The 24,702-nt window shown below is 68.9% G+C and carries 20 protein-coding genes; 6 read left to right on the top strand and 14 right to left on the bottom strand.

The annotated features are described in order from the left end of the window. Nucleotides 1–155: 155 nt before the first annotated feature. Both IT359_14405 and IT359_14400 read left to right on the top strand, forming a co-directional pair. On the top strand, nt 156–638 hold the full coding sequence (locus IT359_14405) for an RDD family protein (GenBank protein ID MCC6930173.1): 483 nt from the start codon (nt 156–158) through the stop codon (nt 636–638). Between the two features lie 125 nt (nt 639–763). Next, complete coding sequence (locus IT359_14400) at nt 764–1,411, top strand: hypothetical protein (GenBank protein ID MCC6930172.1); 648 nt, start codon at nt 764–766, stop codon at nt 1,409–1,411. A gap of 76 nt (nt 1,412–1,487) precedes the next feature. Here IT359_14400 and IT359_14395 read toward each other — a convergent pair whose 3' ends face one another. Beyond that, nucleotides 1,488–2,213 (bottom strand): TonB family protein, encoded by a 726-nt coding sequence (locus tag IT359_14395; protein MCC6930171.1) that lies wholly within the window; start codon nt 2,211–2,213, stop codon nt 1,488–1,490. Nucleotides 2,214–2,338: 125 nt separating this feature from the next. Here IT359_14395 and IT359_14390 point away from each other — a divergent pair, with 125 nt between their 5' ends. Then, on the top strand, nt 2,339–4,072 hold the full coding sequence (locus IT359_14390; GenBank protein ID MCC6930170.1) for a carboxypeptidase regulatory-like domain-containing protein: 1,734 nt from the start codon (nt 2,339–2,341) through the stop codon (nt 4,070–4,072). Further along, on the top strand, nt 4,069–5,808 hold the full coding sequence (locus IT359_14385) for a carboxypeptidase regulatory-like domain-containing protein (GenBank protein MCC6930169.1): 1,740 nt from the start codon (nt 4,069–4,071) through the stop codon (nt 5,806–5,808). The genes IT359_14390 and IT359_14385 overlap by 4 nt, the downstream gene beginning before the upstream one ends. Here IT359_14385 and IT359_14380 read toward each other — a convergent pair. The 13 genes from IT359_14380 to IT359_14320 form a co-directional block, all read right to left on the bottom strand. Beyond that, complete coding sequence (locus IT359_14380) at nt 5,798–7,327, bottom strand: TolC family protein (protein ID MCC6930168.1); 1,530 nt, start codon at nt 7,325–7,327, stop codon at nt 5,798–5,800. The genes IT359_14385 and IT359_14380 overlap by 11 nt on opposite strands. Next, entirely contained in the window at nt 7,324–8,724 is a 1,401-nt protein-coding gene (locus IT359_14375; GenBank protein ID MCC6930167.1) for an ABC transporter permease, read from the bottom strand. Before IT359_14375 ends, IT359_14380 begins: the two co-directional genes overlap by 4 nt. A 4-nt stretch (nt 8,725–8,728) precedes the next feature. Further along, nucleotides 8,729–10,153, bottom strand: coding sequence for an efflux RND transporter periplasmic adaptor subunit (locus tag IT359_14370; GenBank protein MCC6930166.1), 1,425 nt, complete (start codon nt 10,151–10,153; stop codon nt 8,729–8,731). Nucleotides 10,154–10,438: 285 nt separating this feature from the next. Next, nucleotides 10,439–10,858, bottom strand: a complete 420-nt coding sequence (locus IT359_14365; GenBank protein MCC6930165.1) for a DUF3830 family protein — start codon at nt 10,856–10,858, stop codon at nt 10,439–10,441. A 9-nt stretch (nt 10,859–10,867) separates the two neighbouring features. Beyond that, entirely contained in the window at nt 10,868–12,355 is a 1,488-nt protein-coding gene (locus IT359_14360) for a CRTAC1 family protein (protein MCC6930164.1), read from the bottom strand. Between the two features lie 96 nt (nt 12,356–12,451). Further along, a complete protein-coding gene (locus IT359_14355; GenBank protein MCC6930163.1) occupies nt 12,452–12,718 on the bottom strand; it encodes a hypothetical protein in 267 nt (88 codons plus the stop codon). A gap of 476 nt (nt 12,719–13,194) precedes the next feature. After that, entirely contained in the window at nt 13,195–14,178 is a 984-nt protein-coding gene (locus tag IT359_14350; protein ID MCC6930162.1) for a hypothetical protein, read from the bottom strand. Nucleotides 14,179–14,382: 204 nt separating this feature from the next. Beyond that, a complete protein-coding gene (locus tag IT359_14345; GenBank protein MCC6930161.1) occupies nt 14,383–14,766 on the bottom strand; it encodes a thioredoxin domain-containing protein in 384 nt (127 codons plus the stop codon). A gap of 263 nt (nt 14,767–15,029) precedes the next feature. After that, nucleotides 15,030–15,632 carry a pyridoxamine 5'-phosphate oxidase family protein gene (locus IT359_14340; protein MCC6930160.1) on the bottom strand — a complete coding sequence of 201 codons (603 nt, stop codon included), beginning with the start codon at nt 15,630–15,632 and terminating at the stop codon, nt 15,030–15,032. A gap of 23 nt (nt 15,633–15,655) precedes the next feature. Continuing rightward, nucleotides 15,656–17,119 carry an aldo/keto reductase gene (locus IT359_14335; protein MCC6930159.1) on the bottom strand — a complete coding sequence of 488 codons (1,464 nt, stop codon included), beginning with the start codon at nt 17,117–17,119 and terminating at the stop codon, nt 15,656–15,658. Nucleotides 17,120–17,663: 544 nt separating this feature from the next. Beyond that, entirely contained in the window at nt 17,664–18,458 is a 795-nt protein-coding gene (locus IT359_14330) for an SDR family oxidoreductase (GenBank protein MCC6930158.1), read from the bottom strand. Nucleotides 18,459–18,462: 4 nt separating this feature from the next. Next, nucleotides 18,463–19,896, bottom strand: a complete 1,434-nt coding sequence (locus IT359_14325; GenBank protein MCC6930157.1) for a sodium:solute symporter family protein — start codon at nt 19,894–19,896, stop codon at nt 18,463–18,465. A gap of 17 nt (nt 19,897–19,913) precedes the next feature. After that, the gene (locus IT359_14320) at nt 19,914–21,023 is read right to left on the bottom strand and encodes a P1 family peptidase (protein MCC6930156.1); all 1,110 of its coding nucleotides are present in this window, start codon (nt 21,021–21,023) and stop codon (nt 19,914–19,916) included. Nucleotides 21,024–21,162: 139 nt separating this feature from the next. Between IT359_14320 and IT359_14315 the strand changes: the two genes are divergently transcribed. Then, complete coding sequence (locus IT359_14315) at nt 21,163–22,443, top strand: acetylornithine deacetylase/succinyl-diaminopimelate desuccinylase family protein (GenBank protein ID MCC6930155.1); 1,281 nt, start codon at nt 21,163–21,165, stop codon at nt 22,441–22,443. A 139-nt stretch (nt 22,444–22,582) separates the two neighbouring features. After that, complete coding sequence (locus IT359_14310; GenBank protein MCC6930154.1) at nt 22,583–24,658, top strand: response regulator; 2,076 nt, start codon at nt 22,583–22,585, stop codon at nt 24,656–24,658. Nucleotides 24,659–24,702: the final 44 nt, after the last annotated feature.

Below are 24,702 nucleotides of genomic sequence, written 5' to 3'. Positions count from 1 at the left end.
ACATCTCGCGAAAGTCTGCTGCGAACGTCTCCTCAGCGTCTCCTGCTCGTCACCGCGAGCGCGACCCACCGTGCGAGCCTGACAGGAGTCGTGGACGAGACGCAGTCCATCGAAGATGTCGCCGACCATTCGACGGCTCAAGCGAGGGTTCGACCATGACATGTCCCAACTGTGCGCGTGCGGTCAATCCGGAATCGTTCTTCTGCTCCTGGTGCAACGTCCTCCTGGCGTCACCATCGAGGGGAACGCGGGCCGGTCTCTTCGCCCGATGGATGGCGCTGATGATCGATCCACTCATCGGGATCATTCTGTATGTAGTGATCGGCGGCGGGGCGCTGGCGATCTCGGAGACATTCGGCACGATCGTCGCCTTCGGCTTCCCGCTCGCCTATCTGATCTGGTTCCTCCTGCTCCTGCGCGAGGGACTCACACCCGGGAAGCGCATCCTGGGACTGCGAGTCGTGCGACCCGACAGCGGGGAGATACCGGGGTTCGGGACGATGTTCGTTCGCGAGTTCGTGGGGCGATTCGTGAGCGGCCTGTTCCTCGGCCTCGGATACCTCTGGGCGATCATCGATCGAAACGGGCAAGCGTGGCACGACAAGATCGCGCGAACGGTCGTGGTGCGAGCAGCATAGCCGCCGCGCGCCGTTCACTGCCCTGGCCCGATTCCCACGACAACATCTCAAGGAGCGCTGTCATGAAGGTTCGTCTTGCGTCGCGCCGTCTCGCTGCCTGGCTGGCATCGATTCTTCTTCTGGCCGTGAGTACTTCCTGCGCCGTTGGGCAGCTTGGAGGGGCCAACCAGCAGATTCGCGCCCCTCAGGCATTCGTGTCGCCCAACATGGACTTCACGAAGATCACGAAGGTTGGTGTCTTCCCGATCTTCCCCGCCTCGAATCCCGCCTCACCATACGCGTCCATCAGCGATGAGGACTTCAGCGAGGCACTGGCCAGTGCCCTCTCCTCCGAACTGCAGACGAGACAGGCGCAGTGGGGAATTGTCGACTACAAGTCGTTGCTGAACATCGTGAGCCGCGCCAACCTTGGCACCGGTTACAAGAACTTGCAGGCTGACATGAACACATCGTATGCCATGATGCAGGGTGGCTTGGTGCTCTCCCCCGCAACCAAGCGGTTCATGTCGGACATCCAGAAGGCGGCCGGAGTCGACGCCTTCCTGATCGGGACCTACGGGCTCACGCGTGAACCGCGTTCGGTGGGGAGCCTTGTTGCCGTGACGCGTGAGGTGGATGTGGCAAGCGTGCGATTGGTGCTGATCGCGGCGCGCGAGAGCGAAGCGTGGTGGACGGCCAGCGTCGGCCGATATGGCAACCGCGAGGGAGTGGTGCGCGAAATTGCGCAGAGTCTGGCGGCGAATCTCGGCAAGGGGACGTTACGGCAGATGTGAGTTGGCGCTCGCGCCTCAGCCGCATCATGCCATGGACGGGTGGTGATGCGGCTGTCGCGCACTGCGGATCAGCAGATCAGTCGCGCCGAGCCAGCGCGAAGGTGAACGGCTGCTCCACCAACTGGCGCACCTTCCGCCCGCCGGCCTCCGCGGGGACGAAGCGCATCCGTCCCAATGCCTCGCGCACGCTCTGCTCGAAGAGCGGATGATCGGCGCGGAGAACATCGAGGCTCCCCGACTCCACGCGCCCCAGCGTGTCGACGACGAACTGCATCACGACCGTCCCCTCCACGCTGGCGCTGGCGAGCATGCTCGGATAACGCGGCGCGACGCCACGCAACGGGACAACCTCGCGATCGACGGTGAAGGCGGTCATGGGAGTTCCGCTGTCGCCTGTGCCTGACGAGGATGCAGTCTCGCTCCCGCTGCCTTCACTCGCGCGCGCCGTGGAGTCGAAGGGAACGCCCAGCGTCGCGTCGACCGGGGGAATCCCGGTGGGGACGATGGTTGGATCGACGATGACGGAAACGGTCGTGGGAGGCACGACGAGCTCTCGTGTAGGGACGACCACCTGTTCGGGCGGCCGAGCGCTTGGGCGCGGCGCGGGGGGACGGTCCACCGCGTGCGGCCTCACGTAGACGAGTTGCTCCGGCTGTACCTTGGGATACCGCGGTCGCTCGGCCGACATCCCCGTCGCCACCAGCGTCCCGCCGATGACGGTGGCGTGGATGATGGCACTGGCAATGGTGCCGCCGACGGAACGCTGGCGGCGCTGTGACGATTCGGGTAGGGTGATGCGCATGGGGTCCTCCCCTGGTGAGTGGGGCCGCGTCGTGTTCAGGGTGCGGCCCACGAGGTCCTACCCCTAACGTCGGCGTGCTGGATGAGCCCCCGGTGAGCGCTGGATTACGGTTCGATGAACGACCGATGAGGCGTTGGTTAGCGCGAGAGGCGTTGTGGCTGGCGGCGTGGCGCGGGGTGGCGGTGTGCCTTGCGGCCGCCGGCGCGGTGGCGTGCGCGCTGTTCCCCGCCCCGCTCCGGGCGCAGGTGGTGCGCGGCACCGTGCGCGACCTCGCCAGCGGCGCACCCATCGCGGGGGTGGTCGTCACCCTGCACCGCGCCGGGGCGGTGGCCAACGACGTTTCGCGCGTCGCCGCCACGCTCACCAACGCCAGCGGCGCCTACGCACTCACCGCCAGCGACACCGGCACCTTCGTCGTCACGGCCAAGCGCATCGGCGTGCGGCAGTTCCAGTCGGAGGCGCTCACCCTGCGCGCGGGTGAGGCGCGCCAGCTCGACATCGCGCTGGAGGCGGTGCGCTTCGACCTCCCCGTGGTGACGGTGACGGGGGCGACGCTGTGCGACGTCCGCTCCGGCGACCGCGCGCGCATTGCCGCGCTCTGGGAAGAGGCGCGCACCGCCCTCACCGCCAGCGACCTCTCGCTGAGGGAGCGCCGCTTTCGCGCCACCATCACGCGCTACCATCGCACGCTCGAGCCCCGGTCGCTCCGGATTCGCCACGAGACAAACAGCGTGCGGCAGGGCGTCACCGAGCGCGCCTTCAGCTCGATTGCCCCCGAATCGCTGGCCGCCAACGGCTACGCGCGGCTCCTCCCCGACGGCGTCCTCGACTTCTACGCCCCCGACGATCGCGTCCTCCTCTCGGACGGCTTCGTGCGTGACCACTGCTTCTCCCTCGAACGCACCAGGCAGGACGGGGAGGTGGGGATCGCCTTCACGCCCACCAAGGCGCGCAAGACAGCCGACATCGCCGGGGTGATCTGGCTCGATGCCCGCTCGTATGAACTGCGGCGCGTGACCTTCCGCTACACAAACTTCCCGCTGCCAGTTACCGATGCGCGCGTCGGTGGCGAGGTGCACTTCGAGCGGCTGGCGCGCGGGGCCTGGTACGTCTCGCGCTGGTTCATGCGCGTCCCCCGCATCGAGCTCCCGCGCAGCTCCGTGACGACGTTGCGCGCCGGACGCGTCGCCGATGACCGCGCCCGGATCGTCGCCTTCATCGAGGATGGCGGGCTCACCTCCGCCGACGAGGGAGGCGGAGCTCGCACGGCGATCCTCACGGGGCAAGCGGTCGACAGTGCGCGCCGACCGCTGGTTGGCGCGCGCGTCTCGTTGGCGGGGCTCGACAAGTCGGTCATGGTCGCGGCCGACGGTTCGTTCCGCCTCGCGGAGGTGCTGGCCGGGAACTACACGCTGGTCGTCGAGCACCCCGACTACGCACGACTCGGCCTCGTGGCCGGAGAGCAGGTGCTCACCATCGAGGAGGGGAAGAACTCGAGCACCATTGTCATGGCGCTGCGCACGGCGCAGATCCTTCGCCAGCTGTGCGGGTACGACGAGGACGATGAGCAGCACATCTCCATGCGACTGATTCCCCCTGCTGCCCCCGTCGACAGCGCGCACCCGCGCGTGCTGCGCGTCACGCGACCGGTGCGACGCCTCATCGCCGGCAACACCTTTCGCACCGAGACGGAGTCGGTCGAGCTTCCGGTCGACGCGTTGGGCGCGGTGAACGCCTGTGGCCTCCCCGCGCTCGAGCGCGTCGTCGTGGAGGAGCGCGCCCCCGACGGCGCACTCGTCAGGCGGTGGGAGCTTCGCACCCCCGAGCGAGGGGTCTCTGTCGTGGAGTTGCGCGAGTGAGGACACGCTCGCCGCGCGCGCGGCACCTGCCATTCGCGTTGTGGCTGACGGCCATCGCCGCACTCGCCGCACCCGCCGTCCCCTGGGCGCCGCCGCTTTTGGCGCAGGTGGTGCGTGGCACCGTGACGCAGTCCACCTCGCGCGCCCCCGTCGTGGGCGCACTGGTTGAACTCGTTCGCGCCGACACGGCGGTCACGCGCGTCGCCTCTGCCCTCAGCGATGCCAGCGGGAGCTACGCGTTGCGCGCGCCGGGCGCGGGGCGCTACCAACTGGTCGCCAAGCGCATCGGCGTCCACCGCTTTGCCTCGCCTCCGTTCGAGCTGGCCACGGGCGAAACGCGCACGCTCGACGTCTCGCTGGAGCCGCTGGAGTACCGGCTTCCCACGGTGGTGGTCACGGCGAACTCGGTCTGCTCGGTGAATCCGGGGGAGCGCGATCGCGTGGCCGCGCTCTGGGACGAGGCGCGCACCGCGCTCGACGCCGCCGAGATCTCGCAACGCGACAGGTTGTTCACCGCGCAGGTCACGCGTTATGTGCGCGAGCTGGAACCGGGGACGCTCAAGGTGCTGCGCGAAACACGGAGCGAGGTGCGTGGCGTCGTCGCCCTCCCCTTCTCGTCGCTCCCCGCGGAATCGCTCGCCGTCACCGGCTACTGGCGCGACGTGGACAGCACGCGCACGCGCTACTACGGTCCCGACGCGCGCATCCTCCTCAGCGATGCCTTCCTCGACACGCACTGCTTTCGCCAGGTGCGCGGACACAACGGCCGCCGCGACCAGGTGGGACTCGCCTTTGCCCCAACGAGGCGCAGCGCGGTGCCCGACGTCGTGGGAACGCTCTGGCTCGATGCACGCTCGTTCGAGTTGCGCGCGGTCGAGTTTGCGTACGACCGCGTGCGCGCAGGGGTGGACAGCGCCCGCATCGGCGGCGAGCTGCAGTTCGCCCGCCTTGCCAACGGCGCCTGGCTCGTGCGGCGCTGGTTCATCCGTGTCCCGATGAACGGTCGCTCGCAGGACGCGGTTGCCACCGAGGGGAGTTCCCCCTGGGTCCTGGTGCGCCCGTCGTCGCTGGCACTGAGCGAGGAGGGGGGCGTGGTGACAACCGACGAACAGCGCCCCGCGTTGCGGCTGGCGACGCTGGCCGGCACGGTGCGCGACAGCGGCGGCCAGCGCCCGCTCCCCGGAGCCATCGTGCGCGTGGCCGGCTCCGCGCGCGAGGTGACCCCCGATGCCGACGGCCGGTTCGTCCTCGACGCGCTCCCACCGTCGCAGTTCACCGTCACGGTGCGCGCCCCGGGCTACGACGCGCTCGGCATCGCCGCGATCGAGCAAACGGTGGCCGTCGGCGAGGGCGAGGTGCGGCGAATCACCTTCACCGCCCCCAGCGCCCGCGGGATCGCCTCGCGGTTGTGCGGCGGACGCGAGGTGCCCTTTGGGCGCGGAACGGTGCACCTGACGGTGCGCGACTCGGCGAGCGGCGCGCCGCTGGCGGGCGTGGCCGCCACGGCCCGGTGGATGAGCACCCTCGCGCGCGCCGCGGGCGACTCGACCCCCGCTATTGTCGAGCGGCGGAGCGACGCGGGGGGCATGCTTACCCTCTGTGAGCTGCCGGCCGATCGCCCCATCACCATCCAGCTCGCATCACCGGCGCATGCGCCGGTTGCCCCACTGCACCTCACCATCGCCGGCCGCGAGCTGCGCCGGCTCGAGGTGCGGCTGGCGCGGCCTAACGAATGACCGTTCCCGTGGTGAAGTCGTACAGCGTCACCCGCCGCAGCCGGTAGTACGAGAGCCAGAAGCCGCGCAGCGACTGCAGGTACTGCGTCAGCGCCTGGTTCTTCTCGTTCTGGGCCAGGTACAGGTTGTCCATGTCGATGCGCCCGATCACGTAGCGGTTGTACGCAACCTCGAAGCGCTTGGCGGCCACGGTGTCGGACTTGGCCGAGAGGGCCAGCTGGCGCCGCGACTGCGACAGCTGCAACGCGGCGAAGTGCGCGTCCTGCACCAGCTGTTCGCGCGCCACGCGCGACGTGGCCGCCACCCGGTCCTGGTCGGCGCGCGCCGCCTGGATGTCGTTGCTGCGCGCCCCCCACTGCACGATCGGCATCTGCAGCGCGAGCGAGAATCGCTGCTGGTTGAGCAGGTCGCGATAGGCGGCATTGACGTCGCTCGCCGTCTGGTTGAGCCCCACCGACGCCAGCAACGTCGCCCCGATCCCGTTGTTGAGCCGCGCCTCGTTGATGCGCCGGCGTGCCTGCACATCCTGCAACTCCAGCTCCATCGTCAGGGCGCGGTTGCGCAGCGCCTGCTGCACCGCCACCAGCGTGTCGGCCTCCAGGTCGGGTACCACGTCGGTCACCGCGATGTTGACCGGCGCGTCGGGGGGAAGGTTGAGCGCGAGGCGAAAGGCGGCCATCGCGCGGTCGTGCGTGAGGCGTGCACCATCCACCGAGTTGCGTGCGCGCAGCAGCGCCAGCTCGCTCTGGAGCAGGTCGTTCTCGCCAATCTTCCCGACCTCGAAGCGCCCCTTGTTGAGCGTGTACAGCGTGTCGTTCACCGCCGCGTTCCGCGTCGCGTTCTCCAGGTCCAGGCGCGCCGTGTAGAGATCGAAGAACGCCTGCGTCACGCCAATCGCCACGTCTTCCCGCGCCTCGAGATACTGGCGCTCAGCCGCCTCGCCGCGCAGGTCCTGCTCGCGCCCATCCCACTTGAACGAGTTGGGACGCAGGATGTCCTGCCGCAGCCCCAGCGAGAGCGGCGTCGACGACCAGTTGCGCAGCTCGCGCGTTCCGTTCACCTCCAGCCGCGACAGCGCCGACGACACGAAGAACGACCCGCCGGTGAACGGAAGGCGCTGCGTCATCTGCAGGTTGAGCGACGCATCGGTCTGCTGCTGCGACTTGAACTCCGTCGACCCGTCGGGCTGCAGGACGGGGATGATTGCCCGGTTATAGGCGGGGATGTCGCCGGTGAGCGAAAGCTGCGGCAGCCGTCGCGCCGTGAAGGCGCGGTCTCGCCGCCGCGCGGCATCGCGCGTACTCTCCGCTGCCCTCGCCTGCAGCGATTGGCGCTGCGCGAGCTCGATCGACTGCGCCAGCGACAGCGTGCGCGACCCCTCCTGCGCCCGCACCTCGCACGCCCCCATGACAGCCAATGCGAGGGCGCCGAGAACGGCGCAATGAACGGCGCCACGGACGGCGCCCACGACGTGCCGCCGATACGTGCACCTGACGAGCGCCCCACTGGAATCCGTCATTCGTACCTCAGGCAGACGACGGGATCCTGCTGCGCGGCGCGGTGCGCCGGCACGATCCCGAAGATGATCCCCACGGAAAACGACACGCCGAAGGCCACGAGCACCGAGAGGGTCGAGACGATCGTGCGGATCCCCGCCAGCTGCTCGATCCCGATCGAGATCCCGCCCCCCACCAGGATCCCCGCCAGCCCGCCAGCCACGGAGATGAGCACGGCCTCGCTGAGGAATTGTGCAAGGATGTCCTTCTGCGTCGCCCCCATGGCGCGCCGCACGCCGATCTCGCGAATGCGCTCCAGCACCGAGGCGAGCATGATGTTCATGATCCCGATCCCACCGACGATGAGCGAGATCGAGGCAATGGCGCCCAGCACGATGTTGAAGATCGTCTTGGTCCGCTGCTCCTGCTTGAGGAGGAGTTCGGGGACGACGATCTCGAAGTCGACGACGCTGTTGTGGCGCCGCGTGAGCATGCGGCGGATGACGTCGGCCACCGGCGTGACGAGCGACGCCTCGCGCACCCGCACCACGATCTTGTCTAGCTGGTGATAGTTAGTCCGCTCGGCGCGGCGCTCCGGGTCTTCCTCGGTGCGCTGGTCGGGAGGCGTCTCGTCAAACTCGCGCGAGGCCAGCTCCATCTCCGCCTGCGTGAGCTGTGCCCGGTCGCGATAGCGAAGCAGCATGGTGTGCAGCGGGACATACACGTCCATGCCGGCGTCGCGAATCCCCAGCCGCTGCGACGTCTCGGCGCTCACCTTGCGGTCGGCGAGCACGCCCACCACGGTCAGCCAGTTGTCGCCCACCTTGATCGGCTTGCCGATCGGATCCTCGGTCGTGAAGAAGCGGGTGCGGACGCCGTGGCCGATGATCGCCACCGGGCGCCCGCGTTGCACCTGCAGCGGCGTGAACCACCCGCCGGTGGCCAGCGTGATGTTCGTCAGCCGGAAGTAGTTCGTGTCGACCCCGACCACCTTTCCCGAGCGACGCCGCCCTTCGCGCGTGATGAGGGTGTTGAGCACGATCTCGGCGCTCGTCGTCTCCACGCCCGGCACCACGCGCGCAATCGACTCGGCGTCGTGTACCGTGAGTCCCGGCGTGTACTTCTTCGGCTCCTTGGTCCCCTGGTCCTTCGCCTCCTCCTCCTTCTGCTTCACGATCGGGGTGATCACGATGTTGTTGGAGCCGAGGAGGCGCATCTGCTCGAGGATCTCCTGCTCCGCCCCCTTCCCGATGGCCAGCATGGCAATCACCGACGCCACGCCGAAGAGGATGCCGAGCGAGGTGAGCCCTGCACGCAGCTTGTTGTGTCCCACCGCCTCGAGAGCGGTGCGCATGCTGAAGGCCGCGTGCGCAACAAGCTGCTGGCGCGCATCGCGCCAGGTGGGATAGCCAAAGGGCATCGACTCAGCCTTTCCGCTTCGGGGCTGACGCGGCGTTGCCAGTGCCCGTCGCGGCGCCTGCCGCGGCGCCCGCGCCGGCCGGTGACGCGCTCGGCGAGGTGTCGGGCTTGACGGGCACAGGGCGCGCGCGCTCGGCGCTGTCGCCGGTGCGCGCCGGCGGCGTGTTGCTGCTGCCGGGGAGCCTGGACGTGGAGAGCTCCGAGGCGTTGGCCGGCGGCGAGAGCAGGACGCGATCGCCCTCGGCGAGCCCGCGCGAAACGACCACCTCGTCGTCGCTCATCGCCCCCGTCTCGACCTGCTGGCGCACCACCGACGACCCGTCGCGCTTGTACACGTACGCCGTCCCGCCCTCGTTCACCACCGCCTCCAGCGGGACGAACAGCGCGTCCTTGATCGCCATTGTCTCGATCGCGTTGGAGGTCGTCATTCCGGGGCGCAGCGTGGTGTCCGCCTGCTGCAACAGCACCTTCACCTCGAAGACTTTCGCGTCGGCGTTGGGGCGCTGCTCACCCACGTTGGCCACCTCGACCACCTTGCCGGGGAGTTTCTTGCTGGGATCGGAGTCGAGGGAGAGCAGGACCGGCTGGCCCACGGCGATCTTCCGCACGTCGATCTCGTTGACGTAGGTGATCGACTCCATCTGCGAGAGGTCGGGGAGCGTGGCCACCGTCGGGTCCCAGGCCCCCACCTGCGACCCCGCGACCTTCTTCTTCCCGTTCCATTCCTTCACGTAGATGACCATCCCCTGCGCCGGCGCGCGGATGGAGAAGCCGCCCATTACCGTCTGCATGAGGTTGAGGCGATTGCGCTGCCGCTCGAGGTCGGCCCCCACCTCGCGCATCTTGGCTTGCGCCTGTTCTGTTTTTGTCTTGTAGTCGACCTTGGCCTGGGCGAGGGCGCGCGTGGCTTTCTCGTGGTCGATCTCCGCCTGGCGCTTGACCGTGGGCGCCTCGTACACCGCCTGCTCCTTGGCCAGTCGCTTCTCCTCGAGCGACAGCTCCATCGTGCGCATCTCCTCGCGCGCCTTGGAGAGGTTGAGCGTCGAGTCGAGCATGGCCTGCTCGTACTGCGCCTGCGCCTTCTGCAGTGCGAGGTTCACCTCGGCCATCTTGGCGGCGATGCCCGAGCGATCCAGCTCGGCCACCACGTCACCCTCCTTCACCACCGTCCCTTCCGGAACGATCGAGGAGATCTTCGTCTGGTACGTCTCCGCCTGCTGCATGTTGGGCGGCCCCTGGATCTGCACGAACTTGCGCGCCCGCAGCTCGCCGGAGGTCGTCACCATCACGTGAAAGGCGCCGCGCTTCACGGTGGCCACCACGGCGGGATCGTCGCCGCCAGCGTCACGCGCCAGGAGCCAGGCGCCCGGGATCCCGAGCGCGACCACCACGGCGGCAAGGATGAACCAGCGATTGCGGAGACGCGACATGGCCCGGCACTCGGTCGGTTGGGGAGATGCGTCACAATGCGATTGCTCGCGCACCCCTGACCAGAGCGCGCGGATTACATCTGCATTAGGATGTGCGACGTCCGCGCCCGACGGAGGCAACGCGGGGGAGACGCTGGGCCGCGAACGACACCGACGGTTGGACAGCCCGTCGGGACCGAAAGGTTGGCTCACGAAGCTCGCCGGTTGCCGAGCGAGCCGCGCCGTGCGACCTCGACCGTTCGACGAGCGTCGTCGCGGGAGTTCCAGCGGCGGCGATCGCGCGTTCTACTCGTCCGCGAAGTCGAAGCGAATGGGCTGGGCGCCCTCCCACAACACGCGTCGGCCGAGTTCGGGGAGCAGCTCCTGCCCGCTCGTCAGCGTGAGCATGTGGTTGCCGGCCAGCTGCCCCACCTTGGAGGCGAAGCAACAACTGCCGTACGGAAAGAGGATCTCCGTCTCGGAGGCCGCCGCCTGGTAGAAGAGAATGTCGCCGCGCGACGGGTGCGAGGTGGCGTTCTCCGGCGGGACGCCGAGCTGGTAGTCGCCTAACGGCGCCCACGCCGCCTCACCGCTCCAGCGCGCCTGCACCAGTTGTGTCTCGAAGGGGAGGATGGCGGCGAATGCCGCGCAGGTGACGGGGGCCTTCTCGTGCTCGAAGCGTGCGGTGAAGCGCAGCGATCCGATGGTGATGGCGACGGGCTTCATGGAATCGTGTCAGGGGAGACGGATCTCGAGCGTGCGGCCGGCGTACTTCGCGGGGTCGATGCGCTGGAGTCGTGTGCGGGAGCGGCCCGTCGCCGATGGCGCGGTGACTTCGAGGTCGACCGGCGCCGCGCTGGGCAGGGTGATGAGGAGCGGAATGTCGTTCTGCGAGTCGTATCCCGAGCCGCCATCGACCAACCAGGCGCCTTGTGGTATACCGTTGCGGCTCACGCGCACCGTGGCGCCGGCGCGCGTCGCGTGCCCCTTGGCGTCGAGCACGCGCACGCGCAGCGCACGCGCGTGCAACGCGGGGTCGAGGTCGTTGCGTAGCAGGTAGTGCATCCCCGTCGGCTGCACGCCGGTGAGCGCAAGGTCCGCGTCGCCGTCGCCATCGTAGTCTGCCCACTGCGCGCCGTGATCCGACTCCAGCGCCTCGAGCGTGTCGGGCGTGACGTCCTCGAAGCGCGCCCCGGTGTTGCGCAGCAGGTAGTCGCGGTAGCTCTTGCCCCCCGTCACGGTGCCGTTGATGTACAGGTCGATGCGCCCGTCGTTGTCGACGTCCGCCGGGGCGCAGCTGTCGAAGTGCGAGTCGATGTTGACGCCCCACGCCGCGCTCACGTCCTCGAAGCGACCGTTGCCGCGATTGAGGAAGAGACCGTTGGTCCCGTAGTTGGCGGCGATGAGGTCGAGGCGTCCGTCGCCGTCGATGTCGGCCACGCAGGTGCGCACCGTCCCCTTCGACTTGTCGTTCGGCGCTCGAGCGCCCCATTGCACGCCGGCCTGCTCGGCGATGTCGGTGAAGCGCGCGCCGTCGTTGCGCCAGAGCGCGTTCGCGTCGCCGTCCATGTTCCCCTGGTAGAGATCCAGGTCGCCATCGCCGTCCATGTCGAACCAGGTGGCGCCCACGCTCTTGCGCGCGTCGGCCAGGCCTAACGAGGGAGCGATGTCGGTGAAACGCGCGCCGTCGTTGCGGAAGAGGACGTTGGGCTTGTCGCGGAAGGCCACGTAGAGATCGAGGTCGCCGTCGCCGTCATAGTCGACGAAGGCCGGCTGGCGCACCGCCCCCGAGTCGATCGCGATGCCCGCGTCGCGGGTGATGTCGGCAAAGCGACCGCCATCGTTGCGATAGAGACGCAGCACGCCGCCGGCTCCCGCGGTGAAGCCGACCATGAGGTCCGGATCGCCGTCCGCATCGACATCGCCCCACGCCGCCGCGCGCGTCGCTCGCGCGTCGGCCACGCCGGCTTGCGCGGCGACGTCGCTGAAGGTGCCGGCGTCGTTGCGATACAGGCGGTTGGGCGCGCCATTGAACCCCACAAACAAGTCCACGTCACCGTCGCCGTCGTAGTCCGCCCAGGCGTTCGTGAAGGTCCCGCCAGCCGCAAAGAGCGTGGGTTGCACGGGGGTGAAGCGCGGCGCCTGCAGCGTCGCGAGGGAGAGGGCCGATGCCGCCAGCACGGCAGCGACGATCGACCAGGGCGAGGCGCCGCGCGGTGACATGGGGGGTGGGTGGATGGGGGTGAGGGAAATACGGAGCTGGCAGTTGCGACCAACGCACGACGAGCGCCCTATGATGGACGCTCGTGCGCGATTCGTCTACTTGAACAGCTTCCGGTACTCGTCTTCGTTGAAGCCGACGATGAGCGTCTTTCCCTTGCGCAGCGTGGGCGCGCGCAGCGTCCCGAACGGCCCCAGGATTGCCGCATGGATGTCGGCGTCGGAGACCTTTCCCCGCTTGAGGTCGAGCTTCACGAAGCGCTTCCCCTTCATCGAGACGATCACCTCGATCCCCTTCAGCACCTCCTTCACCGCCACGGCGTCATACCGCTTCTTCTTGGCGTCTTCGGTCGGGCCGAGCGCCACCTTCTTCCGTCCCAGGAACTCCTGGGTTTCGATGCAGGTGTTTCAGCCGGGGCGCAGGTAGGCCCAGTCGAGGGTGGTCATGGGTGGCGGGGGTGGGGGGGGGTGGGGGGGAATCGGCCAAATCGGCGGCCAAACCGGGGTCAGCGGCCAAATCGGGGTCAGAGTCACCGAGAATTTGGTTCGGTGACTCTGACCCCATTCAAGTGCTGGACTTCGATGCGAGTCTTTGAGCGGGGGGCAGGCAGGCCCTGTTCAGGGTGGTCACGGGGGGGGCGTGCGGGGTGGGGGGGGCGAGTTGGGGGGCCGAATTGGGGTCAGAGTCAGCGAGAATTTGCTTCGCGGACTCTGAACTGGGGTCAGAGTCAGCGAGAATTTGGTTCGATGACTCTGACCCCCTTCAAGTAGTTTCTCGGTGACTCTGACCCCGATTTCCTCCGATTTCCTGACCACGAATACCACTGTTGGCGTGCGCCCCTTCAAGGCCAGTCGAACCGCTGCAACCACTCGAGGTCGTCATCATCCTTGTAGGCCACGTAGGCGGTACGCTTGCCGAACCCGAGCAACCGCTGGCGCTCGTCAAGTACTAGCCTCGCCGTCAGCGCGCCGCTTCGGTCAACTATGTCGTAACGTCGGACGCGATCCCCAGGGAGCGAAAAACGCTCGATGATGACCTGACCGTCAGGCGCAGCCAACGCGGCTTCGTTCGGAAATGGCGGCAATGTTGCTGGCCAACCCGGGTACTCGCTCGGGCGGATGACATCGAGGCTCCGCTTGGGCCAAAGTCGCCGAATTGCGGCTCGCTTCATCTCCTCCGTGACGGGGCGAGGCACGAAGGGGAGGGGCGCGCCTACGACCGACGCCCCTTTTGCCGTCCGCCATTCCACACGATACGGCGATGCCAGCACATAGGCGATCCATCCATCGGGGAAGACTACCGCTTGTTCTTCCACTCCTAGTGGGCTGTCGAGCAGGTAGTAGTGTGGTCCGCCATTCACCTCTCCACGCTGTATTCTGCGCTGCCCTCCGAACCGCCCGCGGAGCGTTCGAAGCGTATCCGCTCCGACGAGCCCGACCTCACGACCTAACGTGAATCGAGGGTACAGCACGACGGCGATCGACTCCGCGTTCTCGCGCATCGGCATAACGGGAATCCCGGTCTCTCGACCGGCGGTATGCGTCACCGTTTCGACAACGCGATCACGCGCAAGACCCACGATGGTCGGACCTCTTTGACCGCGCCCAGGCACACGAACCATTCCTCTCAGCTCGCCGCCGCGCATGACCAGCCAGCGAGCCGACTGTCGATCCTCGACAATCGTTGTATCGACGCCAATTGCGAACAGGCCGGAGACCTCCTTGTACTCACCCGGCCCTTCACCCCGTCGCGAGATGGCGGTGATACGTCGCGCCTCGAGGTCGACAACGACGAGCCGCCACTCGGCGAGGTCGAGAGCGACCACCCTACCATCGGGAAGCTCACGGATTGAACCGAGCTTCGAGAACCCTTCGATCGACTCCGCGGATGGTCGCCCCAAGCGCAGCTCGGGCGGCTGGGCGCGAACAGGAGTAGCTACTGATGTCGAAAGCACGACAGCGGAGGCAACGCACGCCCAGCGCTTCGCCGCAGAGAGATTAGGTATTCGCACACGTCCTCAAATGCGCGCTCAGAATGGAGCCCTGCCTGCCAAGAGGTCTCGCACGATCCTTTCGAAGAGCGTGTCGGGTGGCACTCCTCGGAACTGCCATCCGTTGATGATCACTGTTGGCGTGCCTTGTACACCTAGCGCGCGGCCGATTCGAGCGCCTCGATCGAGAGCGGGAAGAGGATCCTTGCTGCGCATGCATTGAGCGAATACCGCTGTATCTCGTATTCCGCTCTCCGACGCGAACTCGCTCCACGGTTTCAGGCCCAGAGAATCTTGCTTCTCGAACACGCGTTCGATGAACTCACTAAACCTCTGGTGCTCACCTGCGCACTCGGCCGCCCGCGCCGCAAGTGGCGCGAAACGGTGCCCGGAAACGGGAAAGTGCAGTAGCACATGCGCCACCGAATCTCCGTGCGGCCGACGAACTCGACCATTCCTACAAGCGATGCGCCGACCACGTCCATTCGCACATTCCGGCCGTCCTCGTGTCACCTTGGCCAAAGCGCCGACGGGATTCCATGTGATCCCTGCGCAGTGTGCGTAGGGCGTGCAGTCCACAAGCCATCGAGCGCGATATCCCCGTTCACGTTCATCGCGATTGATCAGTCGAAACTCGTTTCGTCCTACGCCAGCTCGGCTCGCTCGCGCTGACGCGTAGCTGAGGATCAGTACTTCGCCGCCCGAAACCCCACCCCCGGCACCCCCCACGTCACCGGATCCCCCACCACGCTGTCCGCCTCGCTCACCACCTCCAGCCGGCGCGGCACCATCTCGTACAACGCCGCCCCGCGCTCCCGCAGCGGGTAGAACGGCGTCCACTCGGCGTACCACAGTGCGGCCTTCCGCGCCGGGTCGCGCACCTCGCGCGCAACGCCATGAAGCGTCGCGTAACGCATCCCCCTGGCATCGAAGTAGTACAGCGTCACGCGCGCATCGCGCGCGATCTCGCGAACCTTGCGCGACTTGGGGTTGGTCACGAACCGGATCATCATCGCCGAGTCGGGAGGGGCGGGGTCGATGGTGCGCGCCGACGAAGCGGTGGCGGTGCCGCTCTGCGTGATGAGCGCGGCAAACCGCGCCGTGCGGATGATGTCGCGCGCCACGCGGACGATGCGCGCGCGTCGCGCCGAGTCCGGCGTCGTTGCGGCTGGCGGCTTCGGTAGCGCGTGTGATTGCGCCGGCGCTTGCGCCCGCGCCGGCACCTGCGCCTGCGCCTGCACGCGACCGGGCGGCACCGACGCGAGCCAGGCGACAACGAACGTCGCCACACGCAGCACCCCGCACACCCGATTCACCCCTCCCCCACAATCGCGTCCGCTTCCATCTCCACCAGGAACTCCTCCCCCACCAGCTCCGCGCGCACCAGCGTGTTCGCCGGCCGTATCGCCGCGAATCGCTCCCCATGCGCGGCCGCCACCGCCTCCCAGTGCTCCATGCGCGAGACAAACACGCGCGTGCGCACAACATCGTCGAGCCGCGCGCCAAGCGAACGCAGCGCCCCCTCGACCTTGTCGATCACGAAGTGCGCCTGCGCCGCGGCGTCGATCCCGCCAATGAGGCGGTCGCCGTGAGATGCGGTGGTCCCCGACACCACGATACGGTCGCCACGTCGCACGGCGCGCGAGTAGCCGAACCTCGTCTCCCACGTCGTCCCGCTCACACAGGAGCGCCGCCCGTCGGCGCCGGACACTACCTCGTACGGCGACGGGAACTCCTCGAGATGGTGCGAGAGGTCGCCCGATGCGGTGAGATACGGCGCCCTGCGATACTCGTCGCCGCAGTCGCCGGGGATCATGGTCATCGCCCGCGTCGCGCCCTCGATCTCCGCCAAGTCCTCTGCGCTCAGCGAGAACGAGAAGAGGCGCAGGTTGTCGTCGACGTGCGCGCTGGCGCCCAGCCGCGCGCCAATGATCACCCCGCCCACCGCCGGCTGCTCCAGCACCCAGCGCGACGCCACGTTGGCGATCGACACACCGTGCCGCCGTGCGATGCCATCCAACGTCGCCAGTAGACGCTGGAACGGCGCCCATCCGCCCGCCGTGCGGATGAATCGCCCGTACTTCATCTGCGACCACGTCTCCAGCTGTTCCCAGTTGGGCTCGGGCTTGCCTAACCAGCGCTCGGAGAGGAAACCCCCCTGCACGGTCCCGTAGCCGAGGAGCTTCACCCCGTGCGCCTGGCAGAGCGCCGCCATCTTCCCCGCCGCGCGCCGGTCGACGAGGGAGAACGAGACCTGGTTGGAGACAACCGGGATCCCACTCGTCAGGCAGATGCGCAGATGCGCGGTGTCGAAGTTGGTGAGGCCGAGGTGGCGGATGAGCCCCTCGCATCGCAACTCGTCGAGGAAGAAGAGGGCATCGAGCCAGCGCGGGTCGGCGAAGGTCCACGCATGGAACTGCATCAGGTCGATGGTTCGCCCTTGCAGCCGCTCGCACGCGCGCTCCACGGCCGCGCGCACGTCGGCGCGCGTCACCGGGCCCGGCCTGGGAACCCACTTGGTGAAGAGCTGCACCTCGGCGCCGGGCGCCACCTGCGCGCGATAGATTCCCGAGACCAACTCGGCGGAGCCGTAGTGGTCGGCCATGTCGAAGGTCGTGAAGCCGGCATCGACGTACGGCGCCATGGCCTGCGCCGTCGCCGTCAGGTCGATCGTGCGCCCGTCGCGCTCCATGTCGGCAATCTGCCAGAGCCCGGTGATGGTGCGGGCGATGGTGAGGCCGGGGGCCAACTGGCAGCGATCGACAGTCGAGGTCATGTGCGTCCGGAAGTGCGGGGCGATCGTGCGCGCTTGCGCAGACGCAAAGACGCAGCGATGTGAAGCGCGTGTCAAGCGTGAGATTGCGGTGGCTGGCGCTTCCACGCATGCGGCTGCGCTCCGTGCGCCCGCGGGTGTCCCTTCGCATCGGCAGTTGACGCCCCGTCATGTGCGGCCCTGGGCCCCGCAGTCGCAGGCGCGAGTCGCGGGTCTGCGGCCGCGCACCTGTGCACTGCCCGCATCGATTGGCGACGCGCGGAGACCCCTCCTACGCGCGCGCTTCACCGGTACGCATCGACTCACCCCCAGATGGTACACCCCCGGCGAAGTCTTGTCCGTCAGATGCAGCAGCCGCCCCCCTGCACCCCCCTCGAACCGCATGCGATACGTGTCGGTCCTCCCCTCGAAACGCTCGATCATCGAGCTTCATCCCCTCGGGGAGTGCAATCCCGGTGAGCGCCGATGTCACCGCCTGTGCCATGAGCATGCGCGGTCTCCCCGCCTGCAGGACCACCGCCAGAAGCAACGCCACGAATCGCGTTCGCTATTCCCCCATTCCCGGCGGCGAGAAGCGCCCGTCCACCGCCAGCCACCCGCCATCGACAAACAGGACGGTGCCGGTGATGTAGCTGGCGGCATCCGAGAGCAGGAAGACGGTCGGCCACGCCATCTCCTCCGGCGACGCCCAGCGCTGCAGCGCATTCTTGGCGGCATACGCGCCATACCAGTCGGCGTTCGCCTTGATGGGGGCGGTGAGCGGCGTCTCCACCACGCCGGGACCAATCGCGTTCACCCGCACCCCCCGGGGCGCGAACTCGGCCGCCGCGGTGCGCACCATTTGCACGATGGCCGCCTTGGTCGCCGCATACACGGCCTGCCCGGGCTCGACCACCTGCGAACGGATGGACGAGAAGAGGACGATGCTCCCGTGCCCCTGTGCCGTGAGGATGCGCCCCGCCGCCTGCAACACGTTGAAGTTCCCCTTCACGTTCACGCGCACCACGCGGTCCAACTCCTCCTCGGTGTACTGCAGAATCGGCTTGCGCACGTTGATGGCGGGGGTGCACACGACGTGATCGAGTCGCCCCAGCTTCTCCTTGGCCGCATCGAGCGCCGCGTGCGTCGCCACCGGGTCGGTGATGTCGAGCCCCTCGGCGTACGCCTCGCGATGCTGCTCCAGGAGCGACGCCGCCACACGCTCCGCGGCATCGCACTTGATGTCCAGACACGCCACGCGCGCCCCCTGTCGTGCACAGGCCCGCGCCACCGCCTCGCCGATCCCGGAGCCCGCGCCCACGATGGCGATCCCGCGCTCGCCTAACGAGAACCTGTCGTTCATCCGTTCACCCTTGCTGTTGTGGGCCCGCCGGACGGCGCAACGCCAGGTGCGCGAGCGCCGCCACGACCACCGACGTCACCACCCCCGCCAGCGCGGGCGTGACGCCGCCAACACCCCGCCCCCCTACCGTGAGCTGCAGCGAGAGCATGACCAGCATCCCGCCAATAGTCGCCGCCACCGCTTCGGCAGCTGCAAAACGCCGCACGAACAACCCGGCCAGCACCGGGACAAACAGGCACACCCCCAGCACACTGTAGAAGAACGACAGCGTCCCGATGATGGTCTGCGCCACCAGCGCCAGCGCGATCCCCAGCACTCCCCCGGCCATCGCCGCCAGGCGCGCCACGCGCAACACCTGCGCATCGCTCGCCTGCGGCCGCACGAAGCGGCGATACAGATCCTGCGACAACGACGTGGCAAGCATGAACAGGATGGCGTCGGCGGTGCTCACCTCGGCCGAGAAGAGCGCCGCCAGCCCCAGCGTCCCCACCGCCACAGGAACATCGTACATCAGGAGGGTCGGGAGGGCGAGTTGTTCGGAGGCGAGCGCGGGGTGCGTGGCCCGCGCGATGATCCCCATGATCGGGGGGACGCACGAAAAGGCGAGCAACGCCGCAGCATTCAACCCCGTCCCCAGCCGCACCGCACGATCGTCGCGCGCACCAAAGATCTTCTGCAGGAGCCCGGGCGAGATGACGAAGGCGGGGCCCAGCAGCGCCAGGTACTGCCACCCCGAACCGCCGTTCTGCCAGAGCGACCAGTAGCCGGCGCCGGGCGGGGGGGCGGCCGCCGTCCCCGCATCGACCGCCGCCACCACCCCGCTCCACCCGCCGGCATGCGCCAGCGCCAAGGGAAGGGCAATGGCAAACCCCACCATCTTCACCGTCAGTTGCAAGACGTTCACCCAGGCGCTCGACAAGAGCCCCCCGGCGGTGAAGTACGCCGTCACCACCACCCCGCCCAGCACGCACCCCACCCACTTCGGCATCCCCACCACAACGGTGAGAAGCGTGGACATCGCGATCAGTTGCCCCGCCAGTATCGCCACGGTCCCGAACCAGAGCAGCACGGTGGCGATGAGCCGCACGCTGGTGGAGTAGCGCTGCTCGAGATAGTCGCCGACGGTCTTGAGCCCGCGCCGCTCCGCCTCGCGCCGCATCCACGGCCCCACCCAGAACGCCTGCACCAACGACCCGATGCCGGCCGCCCCCACCCACCACCACGCCGCCAGCCCGTCGCGATAGCCAAGCCCGGCCGCCCCCACGGTGGAGCCGGCGCCGATGTTGGCGGCCAGCAGCGTGGCGAACAGCAGCCCCGGGCCTAACGAGCGCCCGGCGACGAAGAACCCCTCGGTGCTGCGCACGCGTCGCCCAATGTACGCCCCCAGCGCGATCATCAGCGCCGAGTAGCCGAGCAGGAGGGCGAGCTGCGTCGTCACGCGCGCGGCGCGGCTGCCTAACGCGCCGGCGCCAGGTCGCGCGCCGCGGGATAGCCGTCAATCCCCCGCGCCTCGCGCACGGCCCGCACGATCGCCTCGGCCAGCACGTCGGCGGCCAGGGCGCCAATCGTCGTCACGTCGGCCGCCTCGGCCCGCTCACCCGTGGCCATGGCAAAGATCGTGTCGCCGTCCCCCATCGTGTGCGCGGGAGAGATGGCGCGCGCCATACCGTCCTGCGCCATCTGCGCCACCTTCCTGGCCTGCGCCTTGGTGAGCGCGGCGTTCGTGGCCACGACACCAATGGTCGTGTTCTCCCCCACACGCGCCGACGGACGCGTGGCACCCGCACGGATCAGCGCCCGCGCGTCGGCCAACCCCTTCCCGTCGGCGGTGCGCACACCGGCCACCACGGCGCCGGTCGAAGGATCAATCACGTCGCCCACCGCATTCACCACGACGATCGCCGAGACGGTGAGCCCATCCTTGAGCGTGATGGCGGCCGTGCCGACGCCGCCCTTCATGGCGCGCGCGCCACCAAGGAGCTTCCCCACCGTGGCGCCCGCACCCGCCCCCACGTTCCCCTCCTCCACCGGCCCCGGAGTGGCGGCGCTCGCCGCGCGGTAGCCGCAATCGGCGCCGGGGCGCACCTTGGCGTCGCCCACACCGAGGTCGAAGATGACCGCGCCGGGGACGATGGGGACGCGCGCCACGCGCGTGTCGAAGCCCACGCCGTGCTCCTCCAGGTAGCGCATCACTCCACCGGCCGCGTCGAGGCCGAAGGCGCTCCCGCCGGTGAGGAGGATCCCGTGCACCGCCGGGACCATGTTCACCGGGTCGAGGAGGTCGGTCTCGCGCGTCCCCGGCGCGGAGCCGCGCACGTCGACGCCGGCCACCGCCCCCTGCTCGGCGAGGATGACCGTGCATCCCGTGGGGCGCTCGGCCAGGGTGAAGTGCCCCACCTTGAGCCCGGTGACGGCGGTGAGCCCACCGCCTGTGGACGACCTGGGTACTGGAGGCGGCGCTGCCCCACCCTGCGCCGGAAGCGCGGGGGCGCAGGCGCTCAGCGCGAGGAACCCCGCCCCGAGCACGCACGTCGTCGCCCGGCGCACGCGCACGTGGCCCGTCATCCGCTTCGTGTGTTGTCCCGGAGATGGTAACGTGCGCATCATCCCTCCGGCGCATGTGGCGCCAGTCGCTGGCATCGTGCGCCAGGCGTTGGCGCTCGCTGCGCCAGTCACTCCCCGGCTTCCCACGGCTTCGAGTTCGATGGGCAAACCTACCGCGCGGGACTCGGTGCTGCGAGCCGTGGAAGCGGCGCGCGACGAGATCGTCGCCCTCACCCAGGACCTCATCCGCATCCCAACGGTGAACCCGCCGGGTGAGCGGTACGAGGAGTGCGCGCAGTTCCTTGGCGACACACTGCGGCGTCTGGGTTTCTCCATCGAGTACTACACCGCCACCGGTCGGCCGGAGCACACCACCCTTCATCCGCGGGTGAACGTGGTGGGGCGCAAGCGCGGGGTGCACGACCGTCCGTGCGTGCATCTGAACGGCCACATCGACGTGGTTCCGGTTGGGGAGGGGTGGACGCGCGATCCCTTCGGGGGCGAGGTGATCGACGGACGCCTGTACGGTCGCGGCGCCAGCGACATGAAGAGCGGGATCGCTGCCGCGGTGCTGGCCGCCGAGTGTGTGCGGCGTGCCGGCGTGGAGCTCCTGGGGACCGTCGAGATCAGCGGGACCGTCGACGAGGAGAGCGGCGGCTGGGCGGGGGCCGCGCATCTGGCGCAGGCGGGGCGCCTCACCTCGGCGACGGTGGACCACGTCATCATCCCCGAGCCGCTGGAGGTGGACCGCATCTGCATCGGGCATCGCGGCGTGTACTGGTTCGAAGTGGTCGCGCAGGGGCGCATCGCGCACGGGAGCATGCCCTTCCTGGGGGCCAACGCCATCGAGCACATGGGGGAACTCCTGCACGACATGGCCGCGCGCCTGCAGCCCTCGCTCGCCGCACGCATCACCGCGATGCCGGTCGTCCCCGCCGGCGCCCGGCACGCCACCCTCAACATCAACAGCATCACCGGCGGGCAGGCGGGGCACGTCGTGCAGTCGCCGTGCGTGGCCGATAGCTGCAGCGCGATCTTCGACCGGCGCTTCCTGGAGGAGGAGCCGTTCGAGCAGGTGCGCGGCGAGGTCACCGACCTCCTGGCCGAGGTGCAGCGCCGCATCCCCGAGGCGCGCTTCAGCATGCGCGACCTGATGGTGGTGCACCCGGTGCGCACCCCGGCGGGGTCGCCGCTGGTGGCGTCGCTCCAGCGGGGGATTGCCGATGCGGTGGGGCGCGAGGCCGCGATCGTTGCCTCGCCCGGGACGTACGACCACAAGCACGTGACGCGCATTGGCGGGATCGAGCAGTGCGTGGCCTACGGCCCGGGGCGACTCGAGCTGTCGCACCAACCCGACGAGTGGTGCGACATCGACGAGTTGATGCGGGCCACACAGGTGATCGCGCTGTCGCTGGTTGACCTCCTGGCGCCAGCGTCGTAGCGCAGCACGGGTTGGTTTGTCCTAACCCGAAGTTCTGCGCCTGCGGGGCGTGCTTTCGCGGGCGCGATGCCGATACTCCCTGGTAGCGGCGCTCGCCCGAGCGCGATGAGCCGGTCCGTCGCTGTCACCGTTCGGCTCCATGTCCATCTGGCCGTTGTTTCCTCACTTCCTGCAATCGCAGCCAACGCTGCCATCGGGGCATCACGTCCCGCTCGGGCTGGTCTGGGTGGCAATGGAGGCGCTCACGGCGCTGGCCGCGTTCGCGGTGATGGAGCGCATGCGCACGGCACGCGCCGGGCGCGGTCGCAGGATCTGGCTGGCGATCGGGGCGCAGGCGTTGCTGCTGGCGGGAGCGCTGGTGACCATTCACGTCGTCACGGTGACGTCGGCACCCGCCGTTCCATTGGCGCCCGGGACGCCGCGTCTCCCGTTGCTCCCCAACTCCCTCCTGGCCCTGCTGGTCACCACCGCCGTCGCGACCGCGGTGGGCATCACGCTCGTAGGACGGCGCGTGGATCGCACACTCACGGCGATGACCACGGAGCTCTCGGGGCGCGAAGCGCGCTACCAGGCGGTGCTCCACGCCATGGCCGACGGGCTGGTGACGTTCGACGCGACCGGGACGATCGAGTCGGCCAACGTGGCCGCCGAGTGCATGCTGGCCAACGCAGGGCCACTGGCAGGCGGCCGCTTGTCGACCTACATCCCGGCGCTCGACGTCGCGGCACTGGCGCGCCTGGCGGCCGACGGGCGGCGCACCCCCACGTTAGGCGGCCGCCGCGAGATGACCGCCCGCCGTGCCGACGGGAGCGAGCTTCCGGTGGAGGTCGCGATCTCCGAGGTCCCGCTCGAGGGGCATACGGTGTACAGCGCGGTGATCCGCAACATCACCGAGCGCGTCGAGGGCGAGCGCCACCAGCAGGAGTACCTGCAGAAGCTCGAGGCGACGCACGCCGCACTCAAGGAACAAGCCGAGCAGCTGGCGGTGGCCCGCGACCGCGCCGAGGAGGGGGCGCGCGCCAAGAGCGACTTCCTGGCGATGATGAGTCACGAGCTGCGCACGCCGATGAACGGCGTCCTCGGCATGGCGCAGCTCCTCCTGCATACCCCGCTTAGCGAGGAACAGGCGGCGCGCGTGCACATGCTGCGCGCCTCGGGCGAGTCGCTGCTGCGCATCATCAACGACGTCCTCGACTTCTCCAAGATCGAGGCCGGGAAGCTCAGCATCGAGTCGCATGTGTTCGACCTCCCCGTGTTGCTGGAGGAGGTGCGCGAGACGCTGGCCACCGCCGCCGACGTGGTGGGGCTCGACCTTGCGGTCGAGGTGGATGCGTCGTGCCCGCGCCTTGTCGTGGGCGACGCCGGCCGCATTCGCCAGGTGCTGTTCAACCTCGCGGGGAACGCCATCAAGTTCACCGACCGCGGGCGCGTGGTCATTCGCGCCTGTCGCGCCGCTTGCGCACCGGGCACCATGACCGATGCGATTGCGTTCTCGGTGCAGGACACCGGAATCGGGATGACGGCGGAGACGCTCGAACTCCTCTTCGCGCCGTTCACGCAGGGCGACGGCTCCTCGACGCGTCGGCACGGCGGGACGGGGCTGGGGCTCGCGATCTCGCGCCGGCTGGCCGAGATGATGGGGGGCGAACTCACCGTCACCAGCGCCGTGCGCGCGGGATCGTGCTTCACGCTCACGCTCGCCCTCCCGGCGGCGCCGGCCAACGCCCGCGTGGGGGGGAGCGTCTCGCCTTCGGGGCGCATGTCGAGTGCCAGCTTCCAGGCGGCGCCGTTCGCCGCGCACGAACAGGGGCACGGCGTGCACGTCCTGCTGGCCGAGGACAACATGGTGAACCAGGTGGTCGTCGTGGCGCTGCTCGCGCATCTCGGGTGCACCGTCGATGTTGCGCCTGACGGATCAGCGGCGGTCCGGCGCTGGAGCGAGGGGCACTTCGACCTGATCCTGATGGACTGCCAGATGCCGGGGATGGACGGGTTGGAGGCCACGCGGCAGATCCGCGCCGCCGAGGCGGGGTCGACGCACGTTCCCATCGTCGCCCTCACGGCCAACGCGATGCCCGAGGACCGCATGGCGTGCCTGGCGGCGGGGATGGACGACCACATCGCCAAGCCGGTGACCGAGGAGGCGCTGCGCAACGCCATCGCGCTGGCGCGTCACAACCGCCAGCCGCAAGCGGCGATCACCGGCGCCCGTTAGGCGGGGATGCGGGAGGGAGGCGGGAGGAAAGCGGACCGATTGCG

Source organism: Gemmatimonadaceae bacterium, from assembly GCA_020852815.1.
Taxonomy (GTDB): Bacteria; Gemmatimonadota; Gemmatimonadetes; order Gemmatimonadales; family Gemmatimonadaceae; genus SCN-70-22.
Note: the sequence above shows the minus strand (reverse complement) of the source record. Positions and strands in the feature narration are given on the sequence as shown.